Here is a 20,440-nt window from a genome sequence, read left to right as displayed (position 1 = left end):
CGGCGCTAGACATGGCTTGACTTTCCCGCGACACGATCTGTCCGAGTTTTGCGTCTTGGTGTCCCTTTCCGTTATTCAGAGGGCGCAGGGAAAGCCGGGTGCCGATCGCACCCATGGGCCCGGTGCAACAAAAAAAGCACCCGGGGGTAGGACCACAGGTGAAACCGGATCAAACCCGGCTTTCCCTGCGCGATGGGTTACGGCTTACTTCGTGCTCTTCCCGGCGAGACTTGGCTTTTTTGTCACCGTCTTCAGCAAGAGACGCGTTCGCGTGCTTAGCGAGGAGACACCTGCCACTGGGGCGTCGGAACCACACGACTTCACCGTCCGCCTCGTGTGCGCTCGTCAGTCGCACAGTTGGCGTCCACCGCATCCCACACCACGTTGAGCAACCCGCTCTACGCTACCGCTGCCGCGGGGAAGCAGAGTACGACCAACAGGCCCGGCGAATTGTCGCGCAGCTCGATCGTCGCACCGTGCAGGCTGGCGACGGCCGCGACAAGGCTGAGGCCCAGGCCGTTTCCCGGCGTGTAGCGGCTCTGCTCGAGCCGATAGAAGCGCTTGAAGACGTGATCGTGCTGGTCGGCGGGAATGCCGGAACCGTCGTCGGCGACGGAGATCACCGCGCCGCTCTCGCCGTTGCGGCAGGTCACGGTCACCCGCCCCCCGGCGCGACCGTGCTTGATGGCATTGTCCACGAGATTGGCGATCGCATCGAACAGGAGGTCGCGATCGCCGGTCATCGGCACCTCGGCGTCGCCGGCCAGCTCGAGGCGGGTCGTGTCCCGCTCGGCCGCGGCATCGTAGAGCTCGACCACCTCGCCTGCGATCTCAACGAGATTGACGATGCGAAAGGCGTCCTTGCGGGCGCGTGTCTCGATCTCCGAAATCCGCGTGATGGACGCGAACATCGCAAGCACGGTATCGAGATCGGCAATGGTGTCGCCGATCAGCGCCGCATCGTTCTCGCCGTTGCGTGGACAATGATAGGCCTTCTCGAGCCGTCCGCGCATGCGCGTCAGCGGCGTGCGCAGATCATGCGCGATGTTGTCGCTGGCCTGCTTCACCTCGCCCATCAAGGTCTGGATGCGGTCGAGCATCTGATTAAGATTTTCGGCGACGCGGTCCCATTCGTCATGACTGCCGTGGAGCGGGATGCGCTGGTCGAGACCGGAGAGCATGATGGCGCGGCTGGTCGCATTGATCGACTCGATCCGGCCGACCGTCCGCCGCGTGACCCCGATGCTGGCGACGGCCGCCAGCACGACAATCAGCACGACGACAGCGATACCGGCCGCCCTGATCTGCGCGGTGAAGCCGTCGAGATCGCCGATGTCGCGACCGACCAGCAGCCGATCGCCGTTCGGCAGGGTCTCGGTCACGCCCCGCACCAGCGGGGCCACCGAGGCGGGCGACCGCGCCGGCGCGCGAAACTCGGCCCAGCCCTGATCTGCGGCGTCCACCGGCCAGCGCGCGAGGTTTCCGGCGAGCACCGCCGATGCATGGTCGACGAGGAGGTAGACGTGATCGGCAAAGCTCTTGTCGGCGATGCGCTGTCCGATCAGCGCGACCAGACCGTCGCGTCCGGACCGCGCATAGGCGTCATGGAGGTTCGCCTGCTCGGTCATGATCGCGCGATCGGACCGGCTGCGCACATAGGAGACCGTCGACCAGTAGACATAGGCGAAGATCGCGCAGACGATCAGACCGAAGGCCCCGATGGCCATCAATGCCAGACGGAACGTCGATGACCTGAGGGTCTTAGCCAGGAGCACGGAGGCAGTACCCGATGCCGCGGATCGTATGGATCAGCGGATAGGCTTGCTGGTCGTCGACCTTGCGCCGCACCCGGCCGACATAGACATCGATGATGTTCGTCGAGGGGTCGAAATGCAGATCCCACACATGCTGCAGCAGCATGGCGCGGGACACCACGCGGCCCTCGTTGCGCACGAGATATTCAAGCAGCTGGAACTCCTTCGGCAGCAGCGGGATCCTCCGGTTGCGACGGCTCGCTGTCCGCGAGATCAGATCGACCGCGAGATCGTCGACCCGCAGGATTGTCTCCTTGGCGATGGTCTCGCTGCGCCGGCCCAGCGCCTCCAGGCGCGCCAGCAACTCGACGAAGGAGAACGGCTTGACCAGATAGTCGTCGCCGCCGGCGCGCAAGCCCCGCACGCGGTCGTCCACCTCGCCGAGCGCGCTGATGATCAGGAAGGGCACCACGATCCCGTCGTCACGCATCTGACGCATGACCGCGATGCCGTCGATATCCGGAAGCATGCGATCGATCGTGATCACGGCATAATCGCGCGCCGCGCCCTGGTTCAGCGCCTCGCCGCCGTTCGCGGCCAGATCGACATCATAGCCGCTGGTGGTGAGTTGCTCGACGAGTTGACCCGCAGTCTCCGGATCATCCTCGACGACGAGAATACGGCGGTGAGCTCCGGGCATCGTGTTGAACTCTCCGAGTGCCCCGCGCGACGGCCGCCACCAGACTATCCCATTCCGGGGCAGGATGGAACGGCCGGCGACGACCGCGCGTCAACTGTGCGGTTCGTAGCGCTAGTACCAGTAGTCCCCGCACACGTTGACCCACTGCCATCCGTAAGGCGTCCGTGCCCTGCGCCAGCAGCCGTCGTAGTAATCAGCATACAGGTAAGGCACGCCGACGTCGAAGAAGGCGAAGTGGCGGAAGCGGTGACGGAAGAAGCCGCGATGATGGAAGAAATGCGAGCCGCGGAATCCGGCGCCGGCAAACCGCGGTCCAGGTGCAAATGCCGCACGGGTCATCGGTGCACCCGCAAAACGCGGACCGCCAAAGCCCGGGCCACCGAAACGAGCGCCACCGAAACGGGCGCCGCCGAAATGCGTGCCACCCGTGCCGGCAAAGGCCATTCCGCCGCCGCGCATGCCGCCGGCGAAACCTCCTCCATGCATTCCGCCAGCGAAACCGCCGCCGTGCATTCCGCCGCCGCCGAAGCCGCCAGCAAAACCGCCGCCACGGCCACCGCCGAAGCCACCACCACCGAAGCCGCCGCCATGACCGCCGCCGCCACCACCGAAGCCGCCGCCGTGACCGCCACCGCCGCCGCCACCGAAGCCACCGCCTCCGCCGCGGGCAAGGACAGGCGGCGCAAGCGCGACCGCCGCGGCGAACGTCGCCGCCACGAGACCAGTGAAGAGCTTGTGCTTCATCGAAAGATCCTCCCTCGTTGGGCTGCGACGAAGGACCTTCGCCGCAGGAAGAGGAGGATCAGGAGACGCAAACCGGCGGCCTCCTTCAACTTACAAATGCGCCAGATTCTGACGCGGAAGTTAGTTTCGGCGAGACGCCTTGCGTTCCGTTGGGCAGCCTTCGAGTCCAGATCACGCTTTACGAAGCGTAGCCTCGCCAATAGCCGCCTTAGGCCCAGGTTCGGACATCGGAGCTGACCTTCCATACGTCCGCCTTGGGCCAACAGGCAACCTCGTCATTCGGTCTTATACACGGAAAGTTCAACGTCGATCCCTGCCTCGCCGGTCTCCGCAGCCAGAGCAGCCGGGACGATAAGAGACTTGGATAGAGTCGAATGGGGGAAAGCTATAGCCACGTCCAAGCTCGGCGTCCCAATTGCTCCTTCGGAAACCAGCCGCGGAATGGCGGCGCGAATTGATCGAATATAGTCGAGAGCGGCCGCCCATTGATCTCCGACACCTGCGACGTCGATCTGAGCGTATGCCAGCCCAGACGACGCTTCATAACGGTCGACTTCTAGTCCTAACGATGCGTTCAAATCGGAACGAGAGAGCGAAACGTCGGGTATTCGAATTACGATGCTTAGCGGCTGCGAGCTTGTCATGCTCCATTATATCGCGGTTCTCGGGACATTCGCTATGGGTCAAAGGACTAAACCGCTCGCGCGGTAGGGCGCTGGGGCTGGCGACGCAGCCAAGACGATAGCGCGACGGGGCGTCCTGTTTTGAGATGAGGGGTTCGCAACCTTCACTCAAAACAGGAGCATCCCCAATGACCAAGCAGGCCATCAGTCCGTTGCGCCAGCGCATGATCGAAGACATGGCGATCCGCAAGTTCGCGCCCAAGACCCAACACGACTACGTGCAAAGGGTCAAGGACTTCGCGGTATTCCTCGGCCGCTCGCCCGACCTGGCCCAGTCGGAGGACGTGCGCGGCTTTCGGCTGCATCTGGCGTCGAACGGCGCCGGCGCGCCAAAGATCAACGCCACCGTCTCGGCGCTGCGGTTCTTCTTCAATGTGACGCTCGATCGGCCCGAGCTTGCCAAGCACCTGTCGTTCATGCACGAGCCACGCAAGGTTCCGGTTGTTCTCAGCCCGGAAGAGGTTGCGCGCTTTCTGGAGGCGGCGCCGAGCATCAAATACAAGGCGGCGCTCAGTGTCGCTTACGGTGCAGGGTTGCGTGTCTCTGAGGTCGTCGCGTTGAAGGTATCCGACATCGATTCCGAACGCATGATGCTGCGCGTCGAGCAGGGCAAAGGCCGCAAGGATCGCCACGCGATGCTTTCCCCTGTGCTGCTCGAACTTCTGCGCGATTGGTACCGCATTTCCCGCCCGCAGGGCTGGCTGTTTCCGGGACTGAAGCCGGCCAGCCCGATGACGACGCGCCAGCTCACGCGCGCCTGCCACGCGGCGGCCCACATGGCCGAGATCGCCAAGCGGGTGACGCCGCACACCCTGCGCCACAGCTTCGCGACCCACCTGCTCGAGCAGAACATTGATATTCGGGTGATCCAGGTCCTGTTGGGCCACGCCAAGCTCGAGACCACGGCGCTCTATACCCGCGTCGCCACCAACACCATCCGCGAGGTCATGAGCCCGCTGGATCACCTCACCCCGCTCCGCGCCAAGCGAGACGAGCCGCCTGCCTGACGCGCAGGCCGCGCATGTCGCGCCCGGCTTTGGAGGTTGCGGATATCTTCCGCAGCCATGGCCTAGCATGGCGTCAAGCCCATGCCGGTCATATCAGCCTCGACCAGATGAAGGTGATGTCGGCGATCGAGCGCTGCCGCACGGCGGCCCTCGGGGGCCACGTCGCGCGCTGCGCGGACTGCGCTTATACCACGATCGCCTACAACTCCTGCCGCAACCGGCACTGCCCGAAGTGCCAGGGCGCCGCCGCGAAGGACTGGCTTGCCGACCGCGAGGCCGAGCTGTTGCCGGTGCCGTACTATCACGTCGTGTTCACGCTGCCGGCGGCCATCGCCGACATCGCCTACCAGAACAAGGCCGTGGTCTACGATCTGCTGTTCAAGGTCTCGGCCGAGACCATGCTGACGATCGCCGCCGATCCGAAGCATCTGGGTGGGCGGATCGGCGTCACCTCCGTGCTGCACACCTGGGGTTCGGCGCTGACCCATCACCCCCACGTGCACATGATCGTGCCGGGCGGCGGCATCTCGTCCGACGGCCAGCGCTGGGTGTCGTGCCGGCCGGGCTTCTTCCTGTCCGTGCGCGTGCTCTCCCGCCTGTTCCGGCGACTGTTCCTGGAGAAGCTTGTCGCCGCCCACCAAGCCGGCCGCCTCAGCTTCTTCGGCGACCACGCCCATCTCGCCGAGGCGCAATCCTTCGCGACTCATCTCGCCCCGCTGCGCACGGCCGAGTGGGTCGTCTATTCAAAGCGGCCGTTCGGCGGCCCTGAGGCGGTGCCGGCCTATCTGTCGCGCTACACCCATCGCGTGGCCATCGCCAACAGCCGATTGATCGCCTGCGACGAGGGCGGCGTCACCTTCAAGTGGAAGGACTACCGCATCGAGGGCCGCGATCGATACAAGCAGATGACGCTCGCCACAGATGAGTTCATCCGCCGCTTCCTCATCCACGTGCTGCCAAAAGGCTTGCATCGCATCCGCCACTACGGCCTGTTCGCCAAAGGCGCTTGTGCCGCCAACGTCGCACGCGCCCGTGAGCTGCTCGCCGCTGCAAAACCTGAAGGCCAGCCTACCGCCGATCCCAGCAAGCCGAGCTGTCCATGCTGTGGCGGCTGCATGATCGTCATCGAGGTTTTCGCGCGCGGTGCAACGCCGCGGCATCGGCCGACAGCTCCAATGAACCGCATCAGGATCGACACCTCATGATCACGTCTCAATCCTGCAAATCTGCTCGTCGTGCCCGCTGGCTCTCGACCGGCCACGGCAGAGCGCGCTCAGATTTCCCCCAGCCGTCGCAAATCGACGGACAAATTATGGAGTTCGATGCCACCCGTGGCCCGTTCGTCAGCCGCTCAACCGTCGAACAACCCGCTGCATCGGCTCGATTCAAATCAGCCATCTCGCCCGCGGCGCTCAAATCCCCATAGTCCCGGCCGCACAGCCTTACGTTCCCTTACCCGCGGTTTCCTCCCTTGGAGGCTTTCGGACGCCGGCCGCCGAATGCGCGGCGCTGTCCCTCAAACGGCCGGCATCCGAAACCCTTCACAGAAGGCGTCGTTACGAGGTCGTCAGAGCATGTCCGCTTTCATCGAGAAGGCGGACACCCTCGTTCTATGAGCACACCCCTCAGGTCGGCTTGCCGCGCCCGCTCTTCTCGGCGGCGCGGCGCAGGGCTTCGGCGAGCGCACCACCGCCGGACTGCTCCTGCGGTCGGCGCGGCGCCGATGACGACATCTTGCCGCGCGAAAAATCGCGCGACGATCCGCCGGTGTCCTTCTTCGGTCCGATCTCGTCGTCGAGGCGCAGCGTCAATGCGATGCGCTTGCGCGCGACCTCGACGTCCAGCACCTTCACCTTGACGATGTCGCCCGGCTTCACCACCTCGCGCGGGTCCTTGATGAAGTTCCTGGACATCGCCGAGATGTGCACGAGGCCGTCCTGGTGCACGCCGATATCGACGAAGGCGCCGAACGCCGCAACGTTGGTCACCGTGCCCTCGAGGATCATGCCCTTCTTGAGGTCCTTGACCTCCTCGACGCCTTCCTTGAACACCGCGGCCTTGAACGCCGGACGCGGATCGCGGCCGGGCTTTTCCAGTTCGCGCAGGATGTCGGTGACGGTCGGAAGACCAAACGTGTCGTCGACGAAGGCCTGCGGCTTGAGCTGGCGCACGACGTCGGCGTTGCCGATCAGCGCCTTGATGTCGCTCTTGGTTGCTTCCAGGATGCGCCGGACCACCGGATAGGATTCCGGATGCACGCCCGACGTATCGAGCGGGTCCTCGCCATTGTTGATGCGCAGGAAGCCCGCGCATTGCTCGAACGCCTTCGGCCCGAGCCGCGGCACGTCCTTCAGCGCCTTGCGGGACTTGAACGGGCCGTTGGCGTCGCGGTGCTGCACGATGCTCTGCGCCAGCCCCTGGCCGATGCCCGACACGCGCGCGAGCAGCGGCACGGAGGCGGTGTTGGCATCGACGCCGACCGCGTTCACGCAGTCTTCCACCACGGCATCGAGCGAGCGCGCCAGCTTGGCCTCGCCGAGGTCGTGCTGATACTGGCCGACGCCGATCGCCTTCGGATCGATCTTGACGAGCTCGGCCAGCGGATCCTGCAGGCGGCGCGCGATTGAGACCGCGCCGCGCATGGTGACGTCGAGCTCCGGCAGTTCCTGCGAGGCAAAGGCCGAGGCCGAATAGACCGAGGCGCCGGCTTCGGAGACGACGATCTTGGTCATCTTGCGCTCCGGCAGCCGCTTCACCAATTCGGTCGCGAGCTTGTCGGTCTCGCGCGAGGCGGTGCCGTTGCCGATCGCGATCAACTCGACGCCATGCTCGATCGCAAGCTTGCCGAGAATGGCGAGCGCCTCGTCCCAGCGCCGCTGCGGCTCGTGTGGGAAGATCGCGGTCGTCGCCAGCACCTTGCCGGTGGCATCGACCACCGCGACCTTGACGCCGGTGCGATAGCCGGGATCGAGCCCCATGGTGGCGCGTGCGCCGGCCGGCGCCGCCAGCAGGAGGTCGCGCAGGTTGGAGGCGAACACGCGCACCGCCTCAGTCTCGGCCGCGGTCCACAGCCGCATGCGCAGATCGATGTTGAGATGGATCTGGATCTTGGTGCGCCAGGCCCAGCGCACGGTCTCCGCCAGCCACTTGTCGCCCTTGCGACCCTGGTTGGAGACGCCGAAGCGGTGCATGATCTTCAATTCGTAGGCGCTGGGCACGCCGGCCGCGGGGGCCTGCGCCTCCGGCTTGATCTGAAGGTCGAGGATCTCTTCCTTCTCGCCGCGAAACAGCGCCAGGATGCGGTGCGACGGCAGCTTCGGCAGCGGCTCGCTGAAGTCGAAATAGTCCTTGAACTTCTCGCCCTCGGTCTTCTTGCCGTCGCGCACGGTGGAGGCCATCACGCCGTTCGACCACATCTCCTCGCGGAGCGCGCCGATCAAATCGGCATCCTCGGCAAAGCGCTCGACCAGGATCGCGCGCGCGCCTTCGAGCGCGGCGGCGGCATCGGCGACCTGCTTCTCGGCATCGACGAAGGGTGCGGCGGCCTCGTTCGGGTCGCTCTCGGGGTGCGCCAGCAGCAGGTCGGCGAGCGGCTCGAGCCCCGCCTCCTTGGCGATCTCGGCCTTGGTGCGGCGCTTCGGCTTGTACGGCAGGTAGATGTCCTCGAGGCGGCCCTTGCTGTCGGCGGCCATGATCTGGGCTTCGAGGGCCGCATCGAGCTTGCCCTGCTCGCGAATCGAATTGAGCACCGCGGTGCGGCGCTCCTCGAGCTCGCGCAAGTAAGTCAGGCGCTCTTCCAGCGTGCGCAGCTGTGCGTCGTCGAGCGCGCCGGTGAGCTCCTTGCGGTATCGCGCGATGAACGGCACCGTGGCGCCACCGTCGAGCAGCGTCACCGCCGCCTCGACCTGCTCGTCGCGAACCCCCAGCTCCTGCGCAATCTGATGATGAATTTTGGCCACGCTCGTCTCTCTGAACCCGTGACGCCGACGGACGTCCGACGGCGCGGAGGCCGCTTATGGACCATCCCGGATTGATTCATCAAGGCGCGCTGTGGATCAAATTTGGCGTCCTGCCGCGCGTTATGTCCGGGATGTGTGTCTTCCGCGACTTGACAAATAGATGCGCGCCGCATTGCCGCCGTAGATCGCGGCCTTCTCATCCGCCGACAGATCGGCCAACAGGGACTCGCTGGCCGCGAACCAGCTCGCATAACCGCCGGCCAGATTGACCACCGGCCAGTCGCTGCCCCACAACATCCGCCGCGGCCCGAAGCAGCCGAGCACGTGGTCGACCGCCTCGCGCAGGTCGTCAACTTTCCAGTTCGGCGCCGCCTCCGTGACCAGGCCCGAGAGCTTGCAGACCACATTGGCGCGCGCGGCGAGCCGCGTGACATCGTCCTTCCAGCCCGCGATCTCGCCGCTGGCAAGCTGCGGCTTGCCGAAATGGTCGAGCACGAATTGCAGGTCGGGATGGCGGTCGACCACCTGCACCAGCCTCGGCAAATGCCGCGGCAGCACCAGCGCGTCGAACACGAGGTCATGCCGTGCCATGGCTTCGCACTGCGCGGTCAGGGCCGGACGCAGCAGCCAGTCGTCGTCGGCGATGTCCTGCACCATCGGCCGCAGGCCGACGAGCAGCTCGCGCGCCGCGATCGCATCGATCCGCGCCACCGCATCGTCTGCATCGAAGTCGATCCAGCCGACCACGCCGCGCACCAGCTCCGCTCCTTTGGCGATATCCAGCATGAACGCCGTCTCCGCCTCGGTCGGCGCGGCCTGCACCAGGATCGTGCCCTCGATCCCGGCCGCGGCGAGATGCGGCGCCAGGTCGGCGAGGCCGAAGTCGCGATAAATCGGCGCGAGCTCGGGCGTCAGCCAGCCGTAATCGGCGCGCGCCAGCGTCCAGACATGGTGATGCGCGTCGATCCGCATCATGCCGGCACCGGCGCGTCGTCGTCGAGCAGACGCTCGGCCTTGAGGTCGCGCCACAGCACAGCAGGCACGGAGGACGACAGCGCGGCGACGTTGCGCTCGACCTCCTGCGGCGTCTGCGCGCCGAGTACGAGGCTGGCGACGGCCGGATGGCCCAATGCGAAATGCAGCGCTACGGTCGGCAGCGCCACATGATGGGCGCGGCAGACCCGCTCGATCGCGGCCACCTTCTGCATCACGTCCGGCGGCGCGTCCTTGTAATTGTACTTGGCGCCGGCAACGGCGCCGGTGGCCAGAATACCGGAATTGAACACGCCGCCGAGCATCACGCCGATGCCTTGCGTCTGCGCAAGCGGCAGGAATTCGGCGAGCGCCGGCTGCTCGAGCAGCGAGTAGCGACCGGCGAGCAGCATGGTGTCGAACGTGCCGGCCCTGGCGAAGCGCACGCACATCTCGGCCTCGTTGACGCCGATCCCGATGCCCTTGACGACGCGCTCGGACCGCAGCTTGTCGAGCGCGACATAGGCGCCGTCCATCGCCTCGCGAAAACGCTGCTCGATCGCGTCCACGCCGTGGGTCCAGACGTCGACATCGTGGATCAGCAACAGGTCGATCCGGTCGGTGCCGAGTCGCAGCAGCGACTGCTCCACCGAACGCATCGTGCCGTCGTAGGAATAATCCACCACGGCGCGGTGCGGCTGCCCGCCGACGAAATTGGAGCCGTCGCCGCGCCCGTGGAACGGATCCATCCAGCGCCCGACCTTGGTGCAGACGACGATGTCGTCGCGCGCCACGCGCCGCAGCGCGGTTCCGCTGCGATGCTCGGCGAGGCCGTGCCCATAGAGCGGCGAGGAATCCAGCAGGTTGACGCCAAGCGCGAACGCCCGCTCCGCCGCTGCTATCGCTGTGGCATCGTCCAACAGCGCAAACAGGTCGCCGAGCGGCGCGGTTCCGAAACCGAGGATCGAGACGTCGAGCCCGGTCCGCCCGAGCCTGCGGCGCGGCAATGCTGGCGCAGAGCCCGGACGTGAGGATTGATGTTGGTTCATCGCGACGCCTCCCCTGCAGTCTTCTTGCTTGCAGGCAGACTAGCCTCGCAGCCGTGCCGAGCACAAGCCGCAGCGCGGTCGGCACGGCTGCCGTTCCCCACGGCGTGGTGCAGGCACTCGAAAGAAACGCGGGGCTCTGCGCGGCGTCACCACGCATATCTCAGGGCGCCGCCCGAGAGCGCCTAATGGCCAGAGGGATGCCGGTTCATGTTCTCGAGAGGCTCACGCAAGGCATCGAACTGCTCGCCAAAACCCCTCCAGTCTCCGGACTTCAACCGCTCCATGGCCTGGTTGTAGTGATCAAGCGCCTCCCGCGCCGGGCTCCTCGCCGGACCACCGAGGGACAGATCCTCCGTCGGTCCCGTTTCCCGCCGCGGCGTACCAGGCTCGGTGAACAGCGCCGACAGGGCCTCGCCGAGCGTCTCCTTCATCACCACATGCTCGTCATAGGCTGCGATCACCCGCTTGAGCTCCGGCAGATGTCCCTGCTCGGCGCGCAGATAGAGCGGCGTGACATAAAGGATCGAGTTCTCGATCGGGATCACGAGCAGGTTCGCCCCGCGTATCACCCGCGAGCCCATCTGATTCCACAACGTCAGTTGCTGCGAGATCTCGGTGTTCTGATTGATCCGCGCCTCGATCTGGAACGGCCCGTAGACAAGCTTGTCCTTCGGGAATTCGTAGACGATCAGCTTGCCGTAGTCGGGCGCGTCACAACGCGCGGCAAGCCACGCGATCATGTTGTCGCGGCGGCTCGGCACCATGGGAACCATCAAGAAGAACTCGGCCCGTGGCTCACCCGGCAACCGCATGATGATATAATAAGGGCTCATCACCGACGTCCCGCTACCGCCCGGCTGGCGCGGGAACTGCCAGAGATCCTCGCGGTTGTAGAACACCTCGGCGGCTTCCATGTGGTAGACCTGATAGAGCTGCGCCTGGATCAAGAACAGGTCCTCCGGATAGCGAATGTGCTTCTGCAGATCCGCGGGCATCGCCGCGAACGGCTTGAACAAGTGCGGGAAGATCCGCCCATAGGTCGCGGCAACCGGATCGGCCGGATCCATCAGATAGAAATCGACGGTCCCGTTATAGGCATCGACGACGATCTTCACCGAATTTCTGATGTAGTTGAGATCGAAACCCTGTGCAGCCGGCGTCGACGGAAAATAGGAGCTCGTCGTGTAAGCGTCCTGCATCCAGAACATCCGCCCGCCGCTGATGACCAGATAGGGATCGTGATCGAGGCTCAGGAACGGCGCGATCGTGGCGACCCGCTTCCGGATGTTGCGCCGGATCATGATCCGGCTCTGCGGCGTGATGTAATCTGAGAGCAGCAGGTTCGGATCGTCGAAGTAGTAGGCGAACAGCGTTCGCCATGCCATTGACCCGATCGGAATTCCGCCGACGCCATCATACTCCGCATAGACGTTGCCCTTGCCCTTGGGATAGTCAAACTCCGGCGTGCTTGTCTTGACGACGACGTAGTCGTCGCTCTCCTCACTGAAGTAGATGCGCGGCTCGCGGATCTCGGGACCACCGCCCGCCACCGGAGGAATATTCCGCAGGTAGAACAGCGGCAGTCCTTCTGGGCTCTTGCGGGTGACTGGGCTCATCACCGCGCCGTTGCCGTGGGTGAACAGCACGTGATGGTTGACCCATGTCTGTGCGTTCGGCGGCAGCAAGGAGGGCCGCAGCTCGCGGGCCGACAGCATCACGCTCTGGTAGGAGCCGTCGAGCCAGTAGCGGTCAACGTCGAGATCGTGGAATTTGTAGTAGGTGCGGATCTCCTGCAATTGCGCGTAGGTGTCCGACAGAGGCAGCCAGTCCCACAGCCTGATATTGTCGATGGTCGCCTTATTGGCTTCCAGCACCTCGGGGGAGAGCTTCTGTTCGGCGGCAAAGGGCTTGGCTGCGATCTTGTCGAGATTGTAGGCCTGCCGGGTCAGCGCGATGTTGCGGTCGATATAGGGCTTTTCGAGCTGCAACTCGCTCGGTCTGACGAGGAAGTGCCGGAACAGCACAGGGACCGCACCGGTCAGCACGAAGGAACCGGTGACGACAAGAAGGAACGCGGCCGCAGGAAGCCAGTAGGTGCGCATCCGGAGGTTCGCCCATGCGGCGGCCGCCGCGATGATCGAGAACCCGATCAACAGCCAAAGACCCGGCAGCGTGACATGGATATCGGTGTAGCTTGCGCCAACGACGACCCCGTTGTCGCCATAGAGCAGCAGGTAGCGGTCGAGACCGTAGGACCACGCCTTCACCATGAAGAGAAGACCGAGCAGCGCCGAGCCGTGGGCGATCGCCGCCGAGGACATTGATCGGCGTTGCGCGCTGTACTCGATCTCGCCCTGCACCCAGTAGATCGTGCCGGCGAGCAGCGCGCCCAGAACGAGCGTGAGAATCACCCAGTTCTTGATGAGGATGTAGGCGGGCAGCGAGAACAGGTAGAAGCCGAGATCCTTGCTGTAGAGTGGATCGTCCGCGCCGAACGGCACCTGATAGAGAAACCGCAGGAAGACGCTCCAATTGCCGACCTCCGCTGCCGCGACGAGCAGCGCGAGCAAGGCCGCCGCGCCGGCGACTATCGGAGGCCACCGTAGTCGATCGCGCAACGGCGCAAGCGGATCCGGCGGCGCGCTACCGGCGGTCTGCGACATCCACACCGCGGCAAGATGTGCCGACCGCTTGCCGGCAAGACGCACCGCGAGCCATCCATTCACCCAAAGGATGAGCGCAGTTGCCGTCCAGATCGCAGCAAGGACGACGGCTTGGGCACCGATCGTTATCCAGAAGACCTGCAAATAGCCGATCGACGCAAACCACAGCCAGTCGACCAGGAAGTCGCTCGCGAGCGAGAGCAGGATCAGGCTGCTCACGATGACGATGGCCGCAATGATCAGCCCGACCACGGCATTTTGCCGTGGTGCCTTCCGTCCGGGTCCGGCGATCCCGATCGTCATGGCCTCATCATAGCGGAAAGCAGGGACGCTTGCCGCCAGATTCCTGCGCGGGCCTCAAGCCTCGCCCGATCCGGCGGAGCCGGGGCGCAGTTGCCCCTCCTCCATCAGCCCGGCCGCAGCACGCTCGGCTGGATCGGCACCCGTCCGATCGCGGTCCAAACCTTGTGGCTGGCGCCAAGGCCGCCGTGCTCGCCGCCCGGCTCAGCGCCGGCGCCGCATGGACTTCACGCGTCGCAGGCCACTGCCCGGAACGACCAGCGCGCGCATGTCCGACGATCATCGTCGATCAGGCATGCTCCTCGGAAATGTCGCAGTTGGTATAGTCCGGCAGCATCGCGGTCGCGATGATGCTGACGACCGCGCAGAACAGGATATAGGCCGCGATCGCGTAGCCCGTTCCGTAGGTTGCCAGCAGTGCGGTCGCGATCAACGGAGCGGGACCGCCTGAGATCACCGAGGAGAGCTGGTAGCCGATCGACGCACCGCTGTAGCGCAGGCGCGGCGTGAAACATTCGGCGATCAGGGCTGCCTGCGGTCCGTACAGGAGGTCGTGGGGAACGAACGACAGCACGATGGCGATGAAGATCCAGATTGGCACCGTCGTATCCAGCAGCGCGAAGTAGATGAAGCCGTAGATCCCGGTCACGACCGCGCCGATCAGGTACATGCGCTTGCGTCCGATGACGTCCGAAAAGTGCCCGGCGAGCGGGATCGTCGCCATTGAAACGATGCCGGCTGAGATCAGCGAGGTGAGCAGGAAATCACGCGGCGTGTGCAACACATTGACGCCGTACGCGAACACGAAGGCGAGATAGATGTAGGCCGGCGCCTGCTCGGCCATCCGCGCCAGCGCGGTGAGGATGATCGCGCCCGGCTGGCGCTTGATCACTTCGAGGACCGGGACCCGCTCAACGCGATTCTCGGCAACGATGCGCCGGAAGGCCGGGGTCTCGAGAATCCCGAGCCGGATATAGAGCCCGATTGCCACCATCACGATGCTGAGCAGGAAGGGGATACGCCAGCCCCAGACCAGGAACTGGTCGCCGGAGATGCGGCTGAACACCAGGACCGCGATGTTCGCAAGCAGCAGGCCGCCCGGGCCGCCAAGCTGCGGCCATGAGGTAATGAAGCCGCGGTGGTTGTTGGTGCGCGCCCATTCCATCGCGAGCAGCACCGAGCCTCCCCACTCGCCGCCGACGCCGACCCCCTGGATGAAGCGAATGATCGTGAGGATAACGGCGCCCCAGATACCGACTGTCTCGTATGTCGGGACGAGGCCGACGGCGAAGGTCGCGATCCCCGTCATGAGCAAGGTCGCGATCAGTGTTGCCTTGCGGCCGATGCGATCGCCGTAATGGCCGAAGATCATTGCTCCGATCGGGCGTGCGATGAAGCCCACCGTGTAGATGGCAAACGCCTCCAGCACACCAACCAGGGGATCGGATTTCGGGAAAAACAGCTTTCCGAAGACGAGGCCGGTTACCGTGCTGTAGAGCAGGAAATCGTACCACTCGATCGTCGTCCCCACCGTGCTCGCGATAACGGCACGACGCAGCTGGGTGCGGTGGTCGGTCTCGGACAAGGCATCGGATATCACGTGGATCGTCGTCATAGGGCTCCTCCTCACAGGCCCTTGCTTGACGATTGCTTCACGGATCTTGCGTCGCTATCCCTAATTCCCGTTTCTAATTACGCGGCGTATGACCACGAAATCGCAAGAAAGGGTTTGACTCCTCGACATGTCGCCGACGGCGATGTCTCGGGGAGATTTGACAGAACAAGCTTGGTCCCGCGGCCCAATGCGAGCAATGCGCACTTAGTAGCAGGACGGTGTGGAGCGGCTGCCTTGCGTCGCTGTCCGACGAGCGCATGCACGCATCACCGGTGATGGGTGTTGCGATGCAGCGCCCGATGATGGCCGCAGGCATTCCGCCGCCGCATGGCGCGCGCGATCTCGCCTGCAACAAGAGCGCGACGGGAAGCTTGCGCCTCCCCGTCCCCGCTAGATCGGATCGAAGGCGCGGATCGGCGGCAGATTGCCGTTGAAGCGCTCCACCTCGACCGTGGTGAGCTGACCGGTGCAGCCTTGCGCGAAGGACGACGTGCCGATGTCGCGCGTCAGCACATTCGGATTGCCGTGCACGCAGAGCGGCGCCTCTTCCTCGGGATCCATCGGGTCGTACCAGGCGCCGGTCGGAAGCTGGACGATCCCGGGGGCGATTGCGTCCGTGACGCGGACCGCCGCAAGGCATGCGCCGCGCGCATTGAACAGGCGGATGATGTCGCCGTCAGCGATCCCGCGAGGATCCGCGTCGCGCGGGTTCATGCGCGCGACCTCGCGGCCGCGATGCTTGGCGTCGGTCGAATGCCCGCCGAAGTCGAGCTGACTGTGCAGGCGCGTCGACGGCTGGTTGGCAATGAGGAAGAGCGGCGCGTCCTGCCGAGGGACATCCGTCTTCTCGAGCCAGACCGGATGCCCTGGACAATCGGCATCGCCGTGGCCGGCGATCTTCGCCGAGAAGATCTCGATACGCCCGCTCGGCGTCGGCAGGGGCCGCTCAACCGGATCCTCGCGGAAGCGGCGCAGCGAACCGCCGTCGTCGAGGTGCTGCGGTACGACCAGGCTGCCGCTTTCCCAGAATTCTTCGAAGCTCGGTGCGGCAAGCCCGCGCGCGGCGAGCGAGGCGCGGGTCGGCTCATAGAGATGCATCAGCCATTGCCGCGACGTGCGCCCTTCGGTGAAGGCCTCGCGAGCCCCGAGGCGCTCGGCGAGATCGGAGAAAATCTCGTAATCATCGCGCGCAAGGCCGTAGGGCTCGGCGATCCGGTGCATGGCCACCATCAGCGGATCGTTGCTGGAATAGCCGATGTCCTCGCGCTCGAGCGTCATAGTGCAGGGCAGGACAATGTCGGCGTGCCGAGCCGTCGCGGTCCAGGCAAGCTCATGCACCACCAGGGTGTCGAGCCGGGCGAAGGCCTTGCGCAGGCGGTTGAGATCCTGGTGATGGTGGAAGGGATTGCCGCCGGCCCAGTAGACGAGACGGATGTCGGGATAGGTTCGCGTCTCGCCGTTGTAGCGATAGGTCGTGCCGGGATGGAGCAGCATATCGGCGATGCGCGCCACCGGAATGAAGTCGGCGACGCCGTTGCGGCCCTGCCCGAGGGTCGGCCCCGGCACCGCGTTCACGCGGCGGCCGTAATAGCCGATCGCACCGAGCGAATAGGCATAGCCGCCGCCTGGCAGGCCGATCTGGCCGAGCGCAGCAGCCAGCACCATGCCCATCCACACCGGCTGCTCACCATGCTCGGCGCGCTGCAGGGAATGGGACACGGTGATGAGCGCCCGCCGCCCGGCAAGGCGACGAGCGAGCTTTCGGATAGTGTCGGCGTCGATGCCGCAAATCGCTGCGGCCCATGCGGCATCCTTCGGTTGGCCGTCCGCCTCGCCGTTCAGATAGCGCAGGAACACCGGCCAGCCTTCGGTGTAGCGGTCGAGGAACGCCTGATCGTGCAGACCCTCGCTGACCAGCGTGTGGACGATGCCGATCATCAGGGCGGCATCGGTACCGGGCGCGGCGGTCATCCATTCCGCGCCGGCCTCCGCGGGCAGATCGTCGCGCAGCGGGCTGACGAGGATGAACTCGCAGCCGCGCCGGCGCGCCGCTTCCATGGCGCCGCGCTCGACATGCTTGCTGATCGAGCCGCCGGCGACCATGGAGTTCTTCAACGCCATGCCGCCGAACGCCAGCACGATCTCGCTCTCGGCGGCGATCTGCTCCCACGTCACGTTGCGCTTGGTGACGTCCTCGTAACCCGACAGGATCTGCGGCAGCAGCACCGAGGACGCGCCGGAAGAATAGGTGTTCACCGAACGCACATAGCCGCCCATCGCGATGTTGAGGAAACGATGAACCTGGCTCTGCGCGTGATGGAAGCGCCCCGCGCTGGACCAGCCATAGGAACCGCCGAAGACTGCGCCTGGGCCGCGCGTGTCGCGGACGCGCTTGAGCTCACCGCCGAGAAGATCCAGTGCCTTCTCCCAGCTGACCGAGACGAATTCGTCGCGGCCGCGGCGGTCGTCGGGTCCTGGACCGCGCTCGAGCCAGCCGCGGCGGATCGCCGGCTGGGCGATGCGAGCACCGTGCCGCAAGGCCGCGGGAAAGTTGTCGATGATGCCGTTCGGGTCGGGATCTCCCTTATACGGCCTGACTTCGAGAAGATTGTTCTCGCGGAGACGCGCCGAGAAGACGCCCCAATGCGACGTATGCGGTTTGAACCCCTCGGAGAGGTCGAGGCCGGGATCGGGGTAGCCAATTGTCTCGTTCATCACGTCGTCCTCAATCGCTGAGCGGGCCGCTTCTGCACGCCACTGTCCCAACTATATCGCCAGTTTACTCATCCGCCTTCTCATATCATCAAGTTCAGGTCGGTCGAAAACGCAAGGGCGCGCCGCGCAAATGGTGCGAAGAACGTGTCAGGTACGAGGTCTGGCTGAGATGGGCGGTGGTGAACTGCATCGCGCGAGCGCGCATAGAACGCCATGCTCTATGCGTTGGAATGGCGCGATCGCGGACACGTATTCCCACAGAGACCGCACCTCGGTTCTTCATCCGGGTGCGCGACCTCAACTCGAGTGAGGCCGACAGGACTGCGTCGGCTCGCAGGCAGCCCTGGGTCACGCAGATTTGTAACTCGTCCCGGTCTAGCGCGCGGATCACGCGCAAAGGCTACCGATCTTCTGGTGCCGTCTGCGTTGTCATGCACGAGGATTTGCCGCATTTGCGGCCCAGACTCGAACCGCATGAACGATTGCAGGATGCACAATGCAAAACGAAGACGAGATCCTGAGCAAAGTCCCCGAGGTGACACTCGGCTTCTGGGTGATCAAGATCCTTGCCACGACGCTCGGGGAAACGGGCGGCGACGCCGTGACCATGAGCTGGCTGCATGCGGACTTGCATCCCGGCAACGGCGGCTATCTGATCGGCACCGGAATATTCCTTGCCGTGTTCGTTGCGGCCGTGATCGCCCAGATCGTGACGAGACAATTCAACGCCTGGGTCTACTGGCTGGCGATCATAGCCTCCACGACCGTGGGCACCGCCATGGCCGACTTCTTCGATCGCTCATTGGGCATCGGCTATACGGGAGGCTCGTCGATCTTGCTGGCGTGCGTCCTGGGCTCGCTCGCGATCTGGTACCTCACTCTCGGCTCGGTAAATGTCCAGACGGTGGCCACGCCGAAAGTCGAAATCTTCTATTGGGTGACAATCACGTTTTCGCAGACCCTGGGGACCGCGCTCGGAGACTGGATCGCCGACGACACCGGACTGGGATATGACGGAGGCGCGCTCGTGTTCTGTGCAGGACTCGCGCTGCTGGCAGGCTTGTACTACTGGACCGCAATCTCGCGCGTGTTCCTGTTCTGGGCCGCCTTCATATTGACGCGACCGCTCGGTGCGACGGTCGGAGATTTTCTGGACAAGCCAACGCACGATGGTGGGTTGGCCCTAAGTCGTCCCTTGGCATCCGCGGTGATCCTCGCCGCGATTGTTGGGCTCATTCTGGTCTTGCCGCAGAGGCCGGGACGGCATCCCGGATCCGACATGGCAGCTCAGACGCAGTGACCCTCGGCCGGGCTCGCCGCACTCGGCTGCGGACTTCGCTGGCGATGCCGCAAGGAGACCGGCAGCTGCGCCCCGTCAGGCGGGAAAGCAAGCTGTCGCAGTCAGCGTCAGCGGGGCCATATTGAGGATTTGGGGAAACTGGAACTGATAGCTCGCGTTCACCTGGTTGCCGCAGGCGGGGGCGGCGTAGGTGAACGTTGAAGCCGGGAGGTTGAGGCCAAACGCCTGCTGGCTCGCGTATGTGGCGATCACATCAGGCTTGTTCGTGGGACAGAGCGTAGTGTTCACGGTTGCGCATCGCGCGGCAATCTCGACACCATGCTGCAACCCCGCCTGGGTCCACAGCAACAGACCGATCTCGACGATACCGAACACGAAAGCGAAGAACAGCGGTGCGATCAGGCCAAACTCGAGCGCGGACGCACCACGATGATCACGCCACAATGCCCCGGCAATCTTCATTGCAACCTCACCGTCGATTGCATGCTGAGCGAGTAGCCGCTTGGAACGACCTGGTAGTTGATGATAGTCCAGTAGGACCCCTGCGCGGATACGGTGGTGTAGGTACCCGCCTGCGCGCCTCCCGGGCACGTGCTTCCGCAGGTCGTGCTGGTCACTCCCGACGTCGTCGCACATCCGCAAAATTTGACCGGAGCAGGCGAAGCGCTGATCGCCGTGGAATTCGTCGCGTTGACGACCGCGGCCGACATCGCGTTGCTGTCGAAGCCGTGCGCGATCGCATATTCGACGCCCGCCTGCGCCGCGCTCTCCACCTGCATCTTGCGATAGACCGCAAGCCCGGTGTCAATCACCGACACCACCATCAGCGCAAGGAGCGGCACCAGAATGCCGAACTCGATCGCAGCGGCGCCGCGCGTGTTCTTGCGGAAACGCCCGAGCAGACGCCGCGGGCCGCGACGCCGATGGGACCGGCACTCACCACATGCATTGCCCATTTTCATCTCAAAACTCCGACTTG

General features: G+C 64.9%; 14 protein-coding genes. 3 read left to right on the top strand and 11 right to left on the bottom strand.

Annotated features, from left to right (window positions below; genetic code table 11):
* Window positions 1-398 precede the first annotated feature (398 nt).
* The 3 genes from MTX19_RS08205 to MTX19_RS08195 form a co-directional block, all read right to left on the bottom strand.
* The gene (locus tag MTX19_RS08205; RefSeq protein ID WP_280985921.1) at window positions 399-1,775 is read right to left on the bottom strand and encodes a HAMP domain-containing sensor histidine kinase; all 1,377 of its coding nucleotides are present in this window, start codon (window positions 1,773-1,775) and stop codon (window positions 399-401) included.
* Window positions 1,762-2,454 (bottom strand): response regulator transcription factor, encoded by a 693-nt coding sequence (locus MTX19_RS08200; RefSeq protein WP_280983182.1) that lies wholly within the window; start codon window positions 2,452-2,454, stop codon window positions 1,762-1,764. Before MTX19_RS08200 ends, MTX19_RS08205 begins: the two co-directional genes overlap by 14 nt.
* 111 nt (window positions 2,455-2,565) lie before the next feature.
* Window positions 2,566-3,198, bottom strand: a complete 633-nt coding sequence (locus tag MTX19_RS08195) for a hypothetical protein (protein WP_280975968.1) — start codon at window positions 3,196-3,198, stop codon at window positions 2,566-2,568.
* Window positions 3,199-4,009: 811 nt separating this feature from the next.
* Here MTX19_RS08195 and MTX19_RS08190 point away from each other — a divergent pair.
* Both MTX19_RS08190 and MTX19_RS08185 read left to right on the top strand, forming a co-directional pair.
* On the top strand, window positions 4,010-4,888 hold the full coding sequence (locus tag MTX19_RS08190; protein WP_280979743.1) for a tyrosine-type recombinase/integrase: 879 nt from the start codon (window positions 4,010-4,012) through the stop codon (window positions 4,886-4,888).
* 14 nt (window positions 4,889-4,902) lie between these two features.
* Window positions 4,903-6,093: an IS91 family transposase gene (locus MTX19_RS08185; protein ID WP_280979744.1), complete on the top strand. Its 1,191-nt coding sequence runs from the start codon at window positions 4,903-4,905 to the stop codon at window positions 6,091-6,093.
* A gap of 420 nt (window positions 6,094-6,513) precedes the next feature.
* Here the strand turns inward: MTX19_RS08185 and MTX19_RS08180 are convergent, their stop codons facing one another.
* From MTX19_RS08180 to MTX19_RS08155, 6 genes are all read right to left on the bottom strand, one after another.
* Window positions 6,514-8,847: a Tex family protein gene (locus tag MTX19_RS08180; RefSeq protein ID WP_280985920.1), complete on the bottom strand. Its 2,334-nt coding sequence runs from the start codon at window positions 8,845-8,847 to the stop codon at window positions 6,514-6,516.
* A 120-nt stretch (window positions 8,848-8,967) separates the two neighbouring features.
* On the bottom strand, window positions 8,968-9,822 hold the full coding sequence (locus MTX19_RS08175; protein ID WP_280983180.1) for an amidohydrolase family protein: 855 nt from the start codon (window positions 9,820-9,822) through the stop codon (window positions 8,968-8,970).
* On the bottom strand, window positions 9,819-10,868 hold the full coding sequence (locus MTX19_RS08170; protein WP_280983179.1) for an aldo/keto reductase: 1,050 nt from the start codon (window positions 10,866-10,868) through the stop codon (window positions 9,819-9,821). The genes MTX19_RS08175 and MTX19_RS08170 overlap by 4 nt, the downstream gene beginning before the upstream one ends.
* Before the next feature lie 182 nt (window positions 10,869-11,050).
* Complete coding sequence (locus MTX19_RS08165) at window positions 11,051-13,834, bottom strand: UPF0182 family protein (RefSeq protein ID WP_280985919.1); 2,784 nt, start codon at window positions 13,832-13,834, stop codon at window positions 11,051-11,053.
* Between the two features lie 286 nt (window positions 13,835-14,120).
* Window positions 14,121-15,446 carry an MFS transporter gene (locus MTX19_RS08160; protein WP_280983178.1) on the bottom strand — a complete coding sequence of 442 codons (1,326 nt, stop codon included), beginning with the start codon at window positions 15,444-15,446 and terminating at the stop codon, window positions 14,121-14,123.
* Window positions 15,447-15,836: 390 nt separating this feature from the next.
* The gene (locus tag MTX19_RS08155) at window positions 15,837-18,161 is read right to left on the bottom strand and encodes a molybdopterin guanine dinucleotide-containing S/N-oxide reductase (protein ID WP_280983177.1); all 2,325 of its coding nucleotides are present in this window, start codon (window positions 18,159-18,161) and stop codon (window positions 15,837-15,839) included.
* A 496-nt stretch (window positions 18,162-18,657) separates the two neighbouring features.
* On the opposite strand from MTX19_RS08155, the gene MTX19_RS08150 reads away from it, so the two are divergent.
* Complete coding sequence (locus MTX19_RS08150) at window positions 18,658-19,461, top strand: hypothetical protein (protein WP_280983176.1); 804 nt, start codon at window positions 18,658-18,660, stop codon at window positions 19,459-19,461.
* A 75-nt stretch (window positions 19,462-19,536) separates the two neighbouring features.
* Here MTX19_RS08150 and MTX19_RS08145 read toward each other — a convergent pair whose 3' ends face one another.
* Together MTX19_RS08145 and MTX19_RS08140 are read right to left on the bottom strand one after the other, a co-directional pair.
* The gene (locus MTX19_RS08145; RefSeq protein ID WP_280983175.1) at window positions 19,537-19,923 is read right to left on the bottom strand and encodes a TadE/TadG family type IV pilus assembly protein; all 387 of its coding nucleotides are present in this window, start codon (window positions 19,921-19,923) and stop codon (window positions 19,537-19,539) included.
* Complete coding sequence (locus MTX19_RS08140; protein ID WP_280983174.1) at window positions 19,920-20,417, bottom strand: TadE/TadG family type IV pilus assembly protein; 498 nt, start codon at window positions 20,415-20,417, stop codon at window positions 19,920-19,922. Before MTX19_RS08140 ends, MTX19_RS08145 begins: the two co-directional genes overlap by 4 nt.
* Window positions 20,418-20,440: the final 23 nt, after the last annotated feature.

Source organism: Bradyrhizobium sp. ISRA464 (assembly GCF_029910095.1).
Taxonomy (GTDB): Bacteria; Pseudomonadota; Alphaproteobacteria; order Rhizobiales; family Xanthobacteraceae; genus Bradyrhizobium.
This window is presented reverse-complemented; position numbering and strand designations above follow the sequence as displayed.

Bases quoted from the DNA above. Each gene is read 5' to 3' on its own strand.
- MTX19_RS08200 (WP_280983182.1), bottom strand. From the start codon at position 2,454: ATGCCCGGAGCTCACCGCCGTATTCTCGTCGTCGAGGATGATCCGGAG.
- MTX19_RS08195 (WP_280975968.1), bottom strand. From the start codon at position 3,198: ATGAAGCACAAGCTCTTCACTGGTCTCGTGGCGGCGACGTTCGCCGCG.
- MTX19_RS08190 (WP_280979743.1), top strand. From the start codon at position 4,010: ATGACCAAGCAGGCCATCAGTCCGTTGCGCCAGCGCATGATCGAAGAC.
- MTX19_RS08185 (WP_280979744.1), top strand. From the start codon at position 4,903: ATGTCGCGCCCGGCTTTGGAGGTTGCGGATATCTTCCGCAGCCATGGC.
- MTX19_RS08175 (WP_280983180.1), bottom strand. From the start codon at position 9,822: ATGATGCGGATCGACGCGCATCACCATGTCTGGACGCTGGCGCGCGCC.
- MTX19_RS08170 (WP_280983179.1), bottom strand. From the start codon at position 10,868: ATGAACCAACATCAATCCTCACGTCCGGGCTCTGCGCCAGCATTGCCG.
- MTX19_RS08165 (WP_280985919.1), bottom strand. From the start codon at position 13,834: ATGACGATCGGGATCGCCGGACCCGGACGGAAGGCACCACGGCAAAAT.
- MTX19_RS08160 (WP_280983178.1), bottom strand. From the start codon at position 15,446: ATGACGACGATCCACGTGATATCCGATGCCTTGTCCGAGACCGACCAC.
- MTX19_RS08155 (WP_280983177.1), bottom strand. From the start codon at position 18,161: ATGAACGAGACAATTGGCTACCCCGATCCCGGCCTCGACCTCTCCGAG.
- MTX19_RS08150 (WP_280983176.1), top strand. From the start codon at position 18,658: ATGCAAAACGAAGACGAGATCCTGAGCAAAGTCCCCGAGGTGACACTC.
- MTX19_RS08145 (WP_280983175.1), bottom strand. From the start codon at position 19,923: ATGAAGATTGCCGGGGCATTGTGGCGTGATCATCGTGGTGCGTCCGCG.
- MTX19_RS08140 (WP_280983174.1), bottom strand. From the start codon at position 20,417: ATGGGCAATGCATGTGGTGAGTGCCGGTCCCATCGGCGTCGCGGCCCG.